Genomic DNA, 13,378 nt, shown 5'->3' on the forward strand with positions numbered 1-13,378 from the left:
CTTTCTTTAATGTTCGTAAATGTTCGTTTTGTGTTGACATGTTTTCTTTTTGCTTGTCAAATAGACAACCATATGAGGATATCCATATAAATACCACTAGAGGCAATGTATGAATCAAAGCAATCAAACTGAACAGACAGTCGACGTTTTAGTCGTTGGCGGCGGTGTTAACGGCGTAGGCGTCGCGCTTGACGCTGCGGGACGCGGGCTTTCGGTTGCTTTGTGCGAGAAAGGTGACCTCGCAGGCGCAACGTCTTCTTCTAGCAGCAAATTGATTCATGGTGGGCTTAGGTATTTAGAACATTATGAATTTCGCTTAGTGAAGGAAGCGCTGGCAGAACGTGAAGTGTTGTTGAAGAAAGCGCCTCACATCATGTGGCCGCTACGTTTTCGTTTGCCTCACCAAAAGCATTTACGCCCTGCGTGGATGATACGAATTGGTTTATTCCTCTATGACTCGCTGGCTAAGCGCAATATGTTGCCGCGCTCACGTAAGCTAACGACCACCAGTGAAAGCCCGCTGGTTAGCGATATTTCAACGTGTTTTGAATACTCAGATGGTTGGGTAGATGACGCACGCTTAGTGGTACTAAATGCACTAGCTGCCCAAGATCAGGGGGCGAAGATATATACGCGTACTGAATGCGTTAAAGCTGAAAAGTTAGATAATTTGTGGAATGTGGAGCTTAAAACGTCTCAAGGGAAAACGTTTACAGTCAAGGCCAAATCAATTGTTAATGCGGCTGGACCGTGGGCAGTATCGTTTCTAGATCGCTTGGTAAATATTCACAACCCCAATGCGATGCGCATGGTAAAGGGAAGCCACTTTGTCGTTCCCAAGCTATATAACTCTGATGAAGCGTACATTCTGCAAAATAAAGACGGGCGTATTGTATTCGTGATCCCTTACGAAGGTGATTTCTCACTTGTGGGCACAACAGACGAAGACTTTAAAGGTAATCCGTCTGACGCTGCAATTTCAAACGAAGAGACTGATTACCTAATTGAAGTCGTAAACAACTACTTCAAGTCCAAGATAACACGCGAAGATATAGTCCATACTTACAGTGGCGTGCGCCCACTCTTAGAAGAGAAAAACGCGTCAGCACAAGAACTTACTCGGGACTATAAAGTAGAGCTTAAGGGTGAGGCTGGAAAGCCCGTATTACTTAATATCTTCGGCGGCAAAATTACAACCTATCGAAAGCTTTCAGAGCACGCGGTAGATAAACTTGTCTCATGTTTCCCGAAAGCGAAAAAAGCGTGGACCAAAGAAGTACCGCTACCAGGTGGTGCATTTGAGAGTCAAGAATCGCTAGTTGCTCAACTAACTTCCGAGTTTTCTTGGCTGGACAGCGCTATCGCTGAACGCTACGCAAGACAGTATGGTTTGCTATGTTATAAGTTTCTTAAAGGTAAAGCGTCAGTAGATGCTATGGGGACTCATTTCGGGGCTGGTATGTATCAGGCAGAAGTTGATTACCTTATAGAGTGCGAGTGGGCTTGTTGTCTAGAAGACGTGATTTGGCGCAGAACAAAACATGGATTACGCTTGGACAAAGCACAACAGGAAGTGCTGTCCTCTTATATCTCAACGAAAGTTTCTGGCGCAGTTCAATCGGATGAGTCTGTGGATGCTGTATTGGCAAGCGCCTAACCCGTGAAAAGGTACGCATTAGAAGGAGCCATCTTTGCTTGAAAAGCGATAAGGTGGCTCAATCGCCATTGATTAGCTAGCCCAACAGGATAAAGTAGACGACTTTAAATGAACATGGACGTGATAAACAATACTTCCGTCAAGGAAGTCGTACTTATTAGACACGGTAAGCCTCTCTCGGCGCATAATGACAAAGTAAACGCAGCTCAATATGCTCAGTGGGTGCGTAACTATGATAAATCGATACTCGATCCAACAAGTCACCCAAAGCAGAAGACCCATATCGACGACAGCTACATTGTGGTTAGCCCGTTACTAAGGGCTAAATTGTCTGCGGCTTATTACGGCGCGACTCAAATTGATGAAGAGTTGCCCTATCTTAAAGAAATGGATATTCCTTACTACAAACTTCCGTTCACCTTGCGCAGTTGGCACTGGGTCGTCTTAAGCCGTGCATTATGGTTCATAGGATTTAAAGGTCGATTTGAAAGTTTCAAAGCTGCCAAGCAAAGGGTTAATCTTGTTTCCGAGCGTATTGAAAAACTGTGTGAGAAACACGAGCGGATAGTGCTATTCGGGCATGGTATGACTAACTATTACACCCGAAAAACACTCATAAAAAATGGCTGGCAATTAAAGCAAAAAGACGGTGATTTTTGGGGAATTACGATATTGCACAAGCCGTTGCCATAATGCTGAGTCTTCGTTTTTTAACCAGAAATTCTTAAGGTTTATTTATACCTACTTCATTTTTTCTTCAAAATGTCGATAAAATAGAACAATGCCTAACAAGCGCTAACGACTTGAACAAAGGCATGGGGAATCGACAATGAATAAAACCAACAAAAAGAAACCTTCCACGTCTAATGTTTTTAAGGCGGCTATTTCAGCTATTTTTGCAATTACCCTTGGCGTTACTATCAACTTTCTTCATACCGACGAGAAAGACACCACAACAATCGCCTTTGCACTAAACCTAGATACGTTTAAGCGTCACGTCGTCTCGTCTCACTGGCAATGGCGAGTCCGCCAACCCACTACTATGATAATGCTAATTCACTACAATGAGTCGGGCAAAGAAACGAACCGTACTCCGGTGCGAATGAATCACAACGGATGGCCGACCGCTGAGCTTTCTAGTGAAGGGTGTGAAAAAATATGGACGTCGCTAGTGGCGACACCACTGCGCGTGGACGGCTTTAAGATCCATGCCGACTACTATGCTGAACTTGAAGAGAACGAAGACAACTATTGGTGTCGCTTCAGCTTAAGTAGCGGCGCGTATTTCGACTATTTTCCTGCAAACGGAACAGTAACAAATTTAAGCGATTAAACTGGCCACATAAACGAGGGTGCACAATATAGGCCTATGCTTATATAGGTATTTGTTCTATTTAGATAATTAGTCTACTTTTGAGTTAATGCCATGTTACTTATTGGCGCCATAAGGTATTGTTGATTATAAGATAATACTCGGCATTAACGAATTAAGTAGATATATGCTTTCACGCTTATTTTCTTCGAAAAGTAAAAAAACTAGCGTCACTGTAGGCGTATCGGTCTGTGCTTCTGAGCTACACATTGTGGCTATAGAGCGCAGTGGCGACGCTGTTTCACTTAATTCTGTTTCTTCAATTCCCTATGATCAGCATCAGCCTCTTAAGCAACAGCTATCGGCGGCGTTAAGCCCGTTTGCTAAGTCGACCTGTAATGTTTCTATAGTGCTTTCACAGCATATGTACCACATGGTACAGGTTGATAAGCCAGAAATGGCAGAAGAGGATATTACAACAGCGTTACCGTGGACTCTCGGAGAGCTGGTTCCCTATGACTCCAGCAACATGGTTTTAGACTATGTCGACTACCCGGTTAAAAGTCGGAGTGGCGGCCAAAAGATAAATGTATTCGCTGCCGAAAGGTCCTCACTTGCTGCCGTCGCAGCGAGCATGGCAAAAAAGAAAGACAAGCAGCTTACACATATCCACACCAAAGAAGTGTTAGCAACTGAAATGGTGCCAAATGATGACTATGCGCGACTACTCATCATCCAAGAGCCCAACAGTGAACCGTTTTTAATGATAGTGCGCTCTCAGGCTATTTGGTTGGCACGTCGCTTACGTGGATTTGTAAGCAAAGTTAATGAGCAGACAGACCTGTCACAGCTAAGTGATACTTTGGGATTAGAAATTCAACGCTCAATGGATTTCTATGAGTCGCAACTTAAGCAGCCGCCTTTAAAAGAAATTCTGTTTAAAACTCAATTTGACTGTGTGCCAGTGATCGAACGGCTGAAGCCGTTTCAGCCCGTTGCCATGAATGTCTTTACTTCACAGCTTAATTTAGCCGATGTAGTTGAACCTGCCTGCCACTTTGCGTTAGCAAGTGCACTTGTTGCAGCGAGAGAGGTGGCATGAAAAGAACGATAAACCTCTATCAGGACTCTCTTAAACCAAAGAAAGAGCGGTTACCATTCTCGAAGGTACTTTGGCTTAATGGCGCGGCAATAGGTGTCATGTTGGTGGTGGTAATCGCGCTCAATATTACGTTGGGGGCGAAGCAGAAAAAGTTAAATGAAAAAACAAACGCGATTAGCCAACTGAATAGCGAAATTAAAACCTTAAGCGCTGCACTCGAGAAGAAACGAGACACCCAGTCGCTTCAGCAACAGCTTGAAAAGGTGAACGCCAAAATTGAAAACCGAAGACGTCTGTTAGCGTATCTTGATAGCGGAGAGTTGTCATTTGACGCAACAAAGTACGGCGAGGTTATGGACGATTTGGCTAATTTCCACAATCAGAGCCTATGGCTGACGAGTATTGATATCGATACACAAACCATTCGCCTGTCAGGCCAAACCTTGGCGCCTTCATCTATACCTGTGTGGCTTAAAAAGTTGCAGCAGTCTCCGTTTTTCCAAGGTAAGTCATTTTCTTCAGTGCAGTTTGATGAAGTAGACGGCAAAGAAAACGTGAAACAATTCTTGATATCCACAGATTTTGAAGGAGACGCTGATGAATCAGTACCAGCAGCTCTCTGAGAAATTCTCCGCTCTTGAAAGCAGAGAAAAACAGCTAATTACATGGGTGAGTTTTGCTCTCATTATCTATCTATTCTTCTGGTTCGGTGTTTCGCCTGCACTTGATGACTTGTCTGCAACCGATAAAGCAGTCATCAGAAAGGAGAGCGAGCACAAAGCATTGGTCATTCAAAGAGATGCTATTCAAGAAGCGCTAACCATCGATTATACAAAGCGCACGCAGCTAGAACTCGATAAGGCCAGAAAAGACCTACTATCAATTGATGAGGCACTACTTTCACTTAATGAAGGGTTTGTCGCAGCCGATCGAATGCCCGAGCTGCTTATGACGCTTCTAAACGAAGAAGACAACGTACGTTTAGTGAATTTTAAGGTCGAGCCTACCGAAACAGTACGCTTTGGTGACGGTGAGTCTCAAAGCACCCCGTTTTACCGTCATAACATGCGCTTAATTATTGAGGGAAGTTACTTTGACCTGCGTAGCTACCTAGCGCGCCTTCAAGCCGCGCCTGAAAAAGTCGTAGTAACAGATTTTGCTTACAACGTTGAAGCTTACCCAAGTGCCACGTTAGCACTGGGGTTAGCAACGGTAAGCAATAATGAAACCTTTATCTCGCTGTAAGGAGAGAGTGTGAAACGGTTAAGAATTGTGGTCACAGCTTTAGCGATAGCAACATGCTTACCTACAGTTGCGTCTGTCGACCCGACTAGGCCTGCAATCGCCAGTGCATCAGTGTCTAGCAATGATGATGCTGTAGCAGGAGAACTAGCACTTCAATCTATCTTTAAACGCAGTACAGGTTATAGCGCCATCATATCGGGTAAATCCTACCGCGTGGGCGACACACTTAACGAATACACCGTATCAAAAATTAACCCCAAGAACGTGGTTATCACTGACGGACGTCAGCAGAAAATACTAAGAATGTATGCATATGAAATTAAAAAATAGCCTCATTGTTAACACATTGGTTTTGTCTGCAGCGTTAGTTGTGGCAGGTTGCCAATCTTATGGTGTTGGCGAGGAAGTAAAACCTCATATTCGCGATGAACTAGCACGTTCTCAGAATACGACATCAAGTAAACCAACACCGCCCCCGCAGCTTAATCAAGAACTGCTGGCAGAGGTTGCCCGTTATCAAGCGTTACCTGCGCCAACATCACAGAAAATGTTTGCAGTTTCTGCTAACAATGTAGACGTGCGTCCGTTTTTCGACGCGTTAGTTGAAGACACACCTTACAGTGTCGCGGTTCATCCAGCCGTGTCGGGGCAAATTAGCTTAACGCTCAAAGAAGTGGCGTTAGAAGATGTATTAACCATTATTTCGAGAATGTATCCGTTAGACGTGTTTTTGGAAGGAAAGGTAATTCAGGTTATGCCTTCTCAACTAAAGACGGAATCGATCCCGGTTAACTTTCTTATGATCAAGCGCTTCGGTGTATCTAACGTAAGCGTTATTGCCGGTGGGGTAAGTGAGCAAGACCAAAACAATGGTGGCAACAACGGTGGAATTAACGGCAATAACAACATTGGCGGGAACGCGCTAGGTGGTCAGGGTGGTTTTGGAGGCCAAGGCGGACTTGGCGGCAATAACATCCAGCAGCTCAATGGCTCAAACATTCAGACCACCAGTGAGAACGACTTTTGGAGCGATTTAAAAGAGGCACTAAAAGTACTGGTCTCTTCAACAGAAGGTCGCCAAGTTGTGGTTTCACCCCAAGCAGGCTTAGTGACCGTTCGAGCATTGCCCAGCGAAATCGCAGTGGTGAAAGACTTTTTAAACCAAAGCCAAGAGAGCTTACAGCGACAGGTGGTATTAGAGGCGCGCATTATTGAAGTCACGCTAAACGACGGCTATCAGCAAGGCGTGCGCTGGGATCGCATTGCAAGCGGCTTGACGGGCAGCGTGAACTTTGGCTTCAGCGGCGGAGCTATAGCGTCAAACTTTGCTGCAAATACCGCTGCAGGTATAGATCCAGCCATAAATGCAGTTAATGGCATAGGGAACTCAATCTCTACAGATATTGGCGGCGTTTCTACTTTGAGAATTTCCCGAGGTGACTTTGACGGCGTTATCAATATGCTGCAAACCCAAGGTGATGTTCAGATGTTGAGTAACCCCAGAGTGACCGTCACTAACAACCAGAAAGCAGTGATTAAGGTCGGTCAGGACGAATACTTTGTCACCGATGTGTCGACCAGTGAAGATCAAAGCGCGACTCAAACCGAAAACGAAAATGACATCGAACTTACCCCGTTTTTTTCAGGTATTGCCTTAGATGTTACTCCTCAAATTGATAGAAGCGGCTCGGTTATATTGCACGTTCACCCATCAGTAACGGAAACGGCAGAGCAGACTAAAGTCATTCAGGTGGGCGATCAGCAAATCTTGCTGCCACTGGCACAAAGTAATATCCGAGAGTCAGATACGGTAATTCGTGCCCGCGATGGAGAAATTGTCGTGATTGGCGGTTTGATGGAAACCGTTACCAGTGAGCAAGAATCAAAAACGCCTTTGTTGGGTGACATTCCATTCATTGGTAACGCGTTTAAAAACAAAGCCAAAACGCAGAGTAAGCGCGAGCTGGTGATCTTGATACGCCCATCAGTTGTGCAACCGGACACGTGGGAAAAACAGCGCCTTCGCACTCAGTCATTACTTGATCAGTGGTATAGAAACTAATTATGTATCAGGGCTTTTTTCACTTCACAGATATGCCGTTTTCGCTTACCCCGAATACGGATTTCTTTTGTGCGCTTGCGCCACACAATGAAGCGTTGAAAGTCATTTTATCAGCATTGAGTATGTCTGAAGGCTTTATAAAAGTAACCGGTGAAGTCGGTACAGGTAAGACATTGTTATGCCGTAAATTGATAAATCATCTGTCTGATAAATTTGTAGCCTGCTATTTACCCAACCCATACCTTTCGCCTGATGAATTACGCCAAGCATTTGCGAGAGAGTTAGGTATTGTTACGGAAGGAAATAGTGATAATCAAGGCTTGCATAATGCAATAGAGACAAAGCTATTAGCCCTTAAAAAAGAGGGGCGACAAGCGGTATTAATCATTGACGAAGCGCAGTCGCTGAGTTGGGATGCTCTTGAGATGCTGCGTCTTTTTAGCAATTTGGAAACGGAAAAAAGTAAGCTGCTTCAAATTGTCTTGTTTGGACAGCCTGAACTTGATGACAACTTGGCAAACCCTAAAGTAAGACAAATACGCCAGCGAATAAGTTTTTCTTACACTTTACGCACAATGACGTCAGCCGAAGTCGATTACTACATTGGTCACCGGTTGACGACAGCAGGTGGTAACGAGCAGTTGATATCTAGAGGACTGCGCGCATTTATAGCGTTGGTTACCAAGGGTACGCCTCGCTTGGTTAACATAGTTTGTCATAAGATTCTTTTGCGCGCATATGGTCAGGGCAAGGCGTCGGCGACCTGGTCACATACCCTAAGCGCCGTTTTCGATACACATGACTGTAAACGCAGACTTGTCCCAAGGCAGAGTCTTGTTATTTTGTCGCTTGCTGTGGTGGCAGTTGCAAGTGTACTACATGTATACGGCGCAGGTGGCATATGAGTATTTTGAATGACACCTTAAAGTCACTGGATGAACGCAATAAAAGTGAAGACTTTGGTTTGCCGCCAACCGTTGAAGTCAGTCAACGTCCAGTATGGCCAAAAGCGCTCATAATCATCGCCGTTTTGGTGTTTGTAGTGTGGTTAGGAATTACACTTTTATCTGGTACTTCTCATCGCGAAAAAAATGAAGATAGATTAAGCACAACGGCCGTTTCAAGTGCCCCGAGCGTTAACAACCCGTCTGCTGAAAGTACAATATCAGAGCGTGTTGCCGATAGCACAGCAGATATAAATGCGCCGTCACAAGGAATGCAATCAACCCCGTTATCTGAAAGTGATATGGCGCTACAAAACCGTGCGTCAGATGTGGCTGAGCTGGTTTTCAATACCGTTGATGAGTCATTAGAAGATGATGAAGCTCAATACAGAAAAAGGGTTACAACTACGGTATCAGCAACCAGCACAGCTGATGATGTGAATGCGTCAAGCGTCAATAACAGCGCAAACGCCAGTAGCCCTCAATCAGAACTGTCTGCGGCAAGCAAGGCACAACCCGCAAGCTCGAAGACCGCAGAGCCTAAACCCACAAATATCATAACCAGAGAGCCTGTAGTTGAGGTAGCACCTAAGTCACCTGAACAACAAAGTGCTGTGCATTTAGAAGCAGGACATAAAGCGTATAACTTTGGCATTTTTGATGAGGCTCAAAAAAGCTTCACGCTAGCACTGGCAACCTTTCCGCAAAATGACGAGGCGCGCAAGCAGCTGGCTGCACTTTATTTTGGACAAAACAATAATTTACAGGCTCTGCAGGTACTTTCAGAGGGCATTGTGATCTCGCCTAGCGAATTAATTTGGCGAGAGCTAATGGCCAAAATTCTGGTGCAGGAAAGCCGCTTCGAAGAAGTATTGAATTTGATGCCTGATAGCTTGGATGCTAAAGCGTTAGCCGAAGGCCGTGCCGACTATCTAATTTTAAAGGGCACCTCTGCTCAAACCATCAATAAGTCAGAGCAAGCGATATCAGCATTCAGCGCTATGACATCGCTACAGCCTAATAATGCGAAATGGTGGTTGGCACTAGGGGTGAATTATGACGCATTGGCAGATGAGCGCCTGGCGATATCATCTTATTCCAGGGCACTCGCCATTGGCGGGCTTTCCTCTGCATCTGCACAATATGCAAACTCGCGTCTAACTGATTTACAGGAGCAGCCTTAATGCGACCTCGATTAAAGATGCGCCTTGGCGACTTACTCGTTCACGAAAACATTATCTCCAGTGAGCAGCTTGACAATGCGCTTGCGGCGCAGCGAACGTCAGGGCGCAAACTGGGGGATACACTTATCGATTTGGGCTTTATCGGCGAACCGCAGCTCCTTCGCTTCTTGGCACAGCAGCTAAATATTCCTTTCTTAGATATAACACAGCGCCGTATAGACCCAGAGCAAGCTCAGCTTATCCCAGAGACTTACGCACGTCGCTATCGTGCCTTGGTGTTAGAAGCGGACGACGATGAAGTGCTGCTGGGTATGAGCGACCCAACGGACTTGGGAGGCTTAGACCAGCTGGGCCCGTTAGTTGCTCCCCGAACCATTGAGCTGGCTATCGTACAAGAGAACCAAATGCTAGAGGCATTTGATTCTGTTTACCGCCGTACCCAGGACATCGCGTCGTTTGCTGAAAAACTAGGTGAAGAGTATGCAGACGAGGCTGATTTTGAGTTGTCAGCACTTGATGACACCACCTCGGATGCTACGGTCGTTAAGCTGCTTCACTCCATATTTGAAGATGCCGTTCAAGTTAGGGCATCAGATATTCACATCGAGCCCGATGAAAAAATCCTGCGCATTCGTCAACGTGTCGACGGCGTTTTGCAAGAAAACACGCTCAACCAAGTGAAAATAGCGTCGGCGCTGGTACTACGCCTCAAACTCATGTCTGGCTTGGATATATCTGAAAAGCGAATTCCACAAGACGGACGATTTAATATTAAAGTGAAAGGACACACCTTAGATGTGCGTGTGTCGACCATGCCGGTAGCCAATGGAGAAGCGGTAGTTATGCGTTTATTAGACCAGTCTGCTGGCCTTCTAACGCTAGACCAAACCGGTATGCCCGATGCTATGGCAGAGAAATTTAGAGCTGCCATTAATCGTCCCCACGGTATGATCCTGGTAACGGGGCCTACGGGTTCCGGTAAAACTACGACTCTGTATGGGGCACTTAGCGAACTCAATAAGCCTGACCTTAAAATCATAACGGCTGAAGACCCCATTGAATACCGTCTACCGCGAATCAACCAAGTTCAGGTTAATGCCAAAATTGGGCTGGACTTTGCCGCCATTCTTCGCACTACGTTACGTCAAGACCCCGACATTATCATGGTGGGGGAAATGCGTGACCAAGAAACCGTAGAGATTGGTCTTCGAGGTGCATTAACCGGCCACTTGGTATTAAGTACGCTTCACACCAACGACTCAGTAACCAGCGCTATTCGCCTTATCGATATGGGCGCGGCGCCGTATTTGGTTGCTACTTCATTACGAGGAGTGCTTGCACAGCGTCTGGTTCGTAGGGTGTGTGAAAACTGTAAAGAAGAAAAGCCTGCAACCGCCCAAGAACAAGCGTGGGTTGGCTTCTTGAAACCTGAGTTAGCCTCTGCCACCTTCTATAAAGGGCGCGGGTGCAACAGTTGTAATCACACAGGATACAAAGGCCGGATAGGTGTTTTTGAATTTCTGGAAATGAACGAGGACATGATGGAGGCCTTGCGTGAAGACGACACGCAGGGCTTCGTAGATGCGACTAAGGCGAATAAAGACTTTGTTCCTTTATCTCACATGGCACTGGACTACGCAGCTCAGGGCAAAACTTCTTTAGATGAAGTGTTCAAAGTCGCTGAATTTGTTCCTGAAGTGGTGAATCACTAATGCCACAGTTCAAGTACGCAGGTAAGTCAACGCAAGGCGGGCCTCAAAAAGGGGTTATTGAAGCCGCGTCAGCGCAAGCCGCAGCACAAGCCTTGCTGTCACAAAACATTGTGCCTCTTACCATTGTTGAATCAAAAAAGCGCAGTGCAGAAAATGAAGGAGACGGCTTCGATATCACGCGTTTATTTCAACAAAAGGTGGGACTGGATGAAATGATCATTTTTTCCCGCCAAATGTACTCATTGTTAAAGGCCGGTATTCCCATTATTCGCGCCATTAAAGGCCTAAGCGAAAATGCATCGCACAAACGCTTTCAAGAGATTTTGAAAGATATTGCAGACCAGTTAGAGCAGGGACGAAGTCTGTCTTCTTCCATGGCTAAATATGAAAAGGTGTTTACGAGACTTACCATATCCGTGGTGGTGGTAGGTGAAAATACCGGTAAATTAGACGACGTATTCCTACAGCTTGCCCTCTATTTCGAACGCGAGCAAGAAACCCGCAAGCGCATAAAATCGGCGCTGCGCTATCCCACTTTTGTGTTAATTGCGCTAGCAATTGCCATGTTTATTTTAAATCTATTTGTTGTGCCAGTGTTCACCCAAATGTTTGAGCGCTTTGACACTGAACTTCCAATTATGACCCGCGTGTTAATTGGTACTTCCAATTTCTTTGTGAACTATTGGTGGCTGCTAATTATTGTGATTGTGGGAGGGATTTTCACAGTTAAACAATACGTTAATTCGACTAATGGACGACTCAAATGGGACAAATTTAAACTAAAGTTGCCTGTCGTGGGCGGCATTATTGAGCGATCATTACTTTCAAGATATAGCCGAAGTTTTTCAATGATCTTGCGTGCAGGCGTGCCGTTAACCGCAGGCCTTTCACTTACTGCCGACGCCGTTGACAACGCGCACATGCAAAAGCGCATTAAAGAAATGCGGCAAGGGATCGAAAAAGGCGAAAGTTTGCTGAGAGTTTCGAAAAATAGCGAACTGTTTTCTACACTTGTACTACAGATGATTGCAGTAGGTGAGGAGACGGGGCGACTAGAACCGTTGTTAGAAGAAAGTGCTGACTATTACGAACGTGAAGTCGACTTCGACTTGAAAAGTTTAACGGCCAAAATCGAACCTATTTTGATTGGTTTTGTTGCGGTAATGGTATTGATCCTGGCGCTTGGCATATTTACGCCAATGTGGAACATGATGTCGGCGGTGAAAGGCGGCTGATAAAGCGCTTTATAACTGGGGAAAAGCGTGGCAAGCACCAAAACGGGGTTACTTAATTTTGTTGTTATAGGCGTATTGCTTGCTGTTATTGGGACAACATACGTGTTTTACGCGACACCAATTATTGATGAAGCGGAAAAGGTTAACAAAGAGAACGCGGTTGCACAGTTTCAGCGAGTGGTGATGTTAGCCAGGGCACAATGGATAAAGACTAAGCAAGATACTGTGCTTATTTACGAAACTGAGTTTGACGCTGGTGGCAAAGTTAAACAGCACAAAGATGTGGCGGCAGAGCTATACATTAATGAAAAAGGCTGGCCCGAAGGACTTGAAAAAGAACAGGGGAATGCGTGCGAATACATGCTGACACTTGCAACCTTAAGAGAAGGTGAAGCGCTGTCAACAGTGACCGTAAGCGACCAGTATGCAAACGGTTACTTACAATGTGCATTCTTTTGGGGAAAAGAGATTTGGTTTGAATATAACGCTGGTAGCGGCGTTGTCAGGCAAAGAAATAGTTGATTAAACGGCGGCACAATTCGCCTTATCGTCATCAAGGAGATGTTATGAACACCAAACAACAAGGCTTTACGCTAATCGAGCTGATAATTGTTGTAATCATTCTAGGGTTGCTTGCGGCCACAGCATTACCACGCTTTATAGATGTTACTGATGAAGCTCGGGAAGCAAGTGTTGAAGGTGTCGCTGGTGGTTTTGCCGCAGCGGTAGGTCTTGTAAGAGCGCAGTGGGAAGTTGAAGGCCGTCCGAGCGGAAACAATGGAAACGGGAACGGCACTGTAATCACTTACGATCAGACGCAAGTAGGGGTAGACGGCACCATCGGTTATGAGCCTGTAACAGATTCTGTGTAACTGCCATTAGTTAATATGCTTTTCGAGGCGTTCCTCGAACTCGATAATAAAAC

General features: G+C 45.4%; 13 protein-coding genes and 1 pseudogene. All 14 read left to right on the plus strand.

Annotated elements, in window-relative coordinates; translation table 11 throughout:
- The first annotated feature begins 109 nt into the window (after window positions 1-109).
- Window positions 110-1,657, plus strand: a complete 1,548-nt coding sequence (gene glpD, locus WA381_RS06510) for a glycerol-3-phosphate dehydrogenase (protein WP_156085762.1) — start codon at window positions 110-112, stop codon at window positions 1,655-1,657.
- 108 nt (window positions 1,658-1,765) lie between these two features.
- Complete coding sequence (locus WA381_RS06515; RefSeq protein WP_156085763.1) at window positions 1,766-2,350, plus strand: phosphoglycerate mutase family protein; 585 nt, start codon at window positions 1,766-1,768, stop codon at window positions 2,348-2,350.
- Between the two features lie 136 nt (window positions 2,351-2,486).
- Entirely contained in the window at window positions 2,487-2,990 is a 504-nt protein-coding gene (locus tag WA381_RS06520; protein ID WP_156085764.1) for a hypothetical protein, read from the plus strand.
- Between the two features lie 166 nt (window positions 2,991-3,156).
- Window positions 3,157-4,071, plus strand: a complete 915-nt coding sequence (locus WA381_RS06525; RefSeq protein ID WP_156085765.1) for an agglutinin biogenesis protein MshI — start codon at window positions 3,157-3,159, stop codon at window positions 4,069-4,071.
- Entirely contained in the window at window positions 4,068-4,694 is a 627-nt protein-coding gene (locus WA381_RS06530) for a PilN domain-containing protein (RefSeq protein WP_156085766.1), read from the plus strand. The genes WA381_RS06525 and WA381_RS06530 overlap by 4 nt, the downstream gene beginning before the upstream one ends.
- Complete coding sequence (locus WA381_RS06535) at window positions 4,669-5,316, plus strand: type II secretion system protein M (RefSeq protein WP_061439059.1); 648 nt, start codon at window positions 4,669-4,671, stop codon at window positions 5,314-5,316. Before WA381_RS06530 ends, WA381_RS06535 begins: the two co-directional genes overlap by 26 nt.
- 9 nt (window positions 5,317-5,325) lie before the next feature.
- The gene (locus WA381_RS06540) at window positions 5,326-5,646 is read left to right on the plus strand and encodes an agglutinin biogenesis protein MshK (protein WP_101563273.1); all 321 of its coding nucleotides are present in this window, start codon (window positions 5,326-5,328) and stop codon (window positions 5,644-5,646) included.
- On the plus strand, window positions 5,630-7,378 hold the full coding sequence (gene mshL, locus WA381_RS06545) for a pilus (MSHA type) biogenesis protein MshL (protein WP_156085767.1): 1,749 nt from the start codon (window positions 5,630-5,632) through the stop codon (window positions 7,376-7,378). The genes WA381_RS06540 and mshL overlap by 17 nt, the downstream gene beginning before the upstream one ends.
- Before the next feature lie 2 nt (window positions 7,379-7,380).
- The gene (locus WA381_RS06550) at window positions 7,381-8,283 is read left to right on the plus strand and encodes an ExeA family protein (protein ID WP_156085768.1); all 903 of its coding nucleotides are present in this window, start codon (window positions 7,381-7,383) and stop codon (window positions 8,281-8,283) included.
- The gene (locus WA381_RS06555) at window positions 8,280-9,506 is read left to right on the plus strand and encodes a tetratricopeptide repeat protein (RefSeq protein ID WP_156085769.1); all 1,227 of its coding nucleotides are present in this window, start codon (window positions 8,280-8,282) and stop codon (window positions 9,504-9,506) included. Before WA381_RS06550 ends, WA381_RS06555 begins: the two co-directional genes overlap by 4 nt.
- Window positions 9,506-11,218 carry a GspE/PulE family protein gene (locus WA381_RS06560; RefSeq protein WP_156085770.1) on the plus strand — a complete coding sequence of 571 codons (1,713 nt, stop codon included), beginning with the start codon at window positions 9,506-9,508 and terminating at the stop codon, window positions 11,216-11,218. Before WA381_RS06555 ends, WA381_RS06560 begins: the two co-directional genes overlap by 1 nt.
- Window positions 11,218-12,453 carry a type II secretion system F family protein gene (locus tag WA381_RS06565; RefSeq protein WP_156085771.1) on the plus strand — a complete coding sequence of 412 codons (1,236 nt, stop codon included), beginning with the start codon at window positions 11,218-11,220 and terminating at the stop codon, window positions 12,451-12,453. Before WA381_RS06560 ends, WA381_RS06565 begins: the two co-directional genes overlap by 1 nt.
- A 27-nt stretch (window positions 12,454-12,480) precedes the next feature.
- Entirely contained in the window at window positions 12,481-12,975 is a 495-nt protein-coding gene (locus WA381_RS06570) for a hypothetical protein (RefSeq protein ID WP_014975387.1), read from the plus strand.
- A gap of 44 nt (window positions 12,976-13,019) precedes the next feature.
- Window positions 13,020-13,301, plus strand: a pseudogene (locus tag WA381_RS06575) (prepilin-type N-terminal cleavage/methylation domain-containing protein); the annotation flags it as partial.
- Between the last annotated feature and the right edge of the window lie 77 nt (window positions 13,302-13,378).

The sequence above is a fragment of the Alteromonas sp. CH_MED4-4 genome (assembly GCF_037029575.1).
Taxonomy (GTDB): Bacteria; Pseudomonadota; Gammaproteobacteria; order Enterobacterales; family Alteromonadaceae; genus Alteromonas; species Alteromonas macleodii.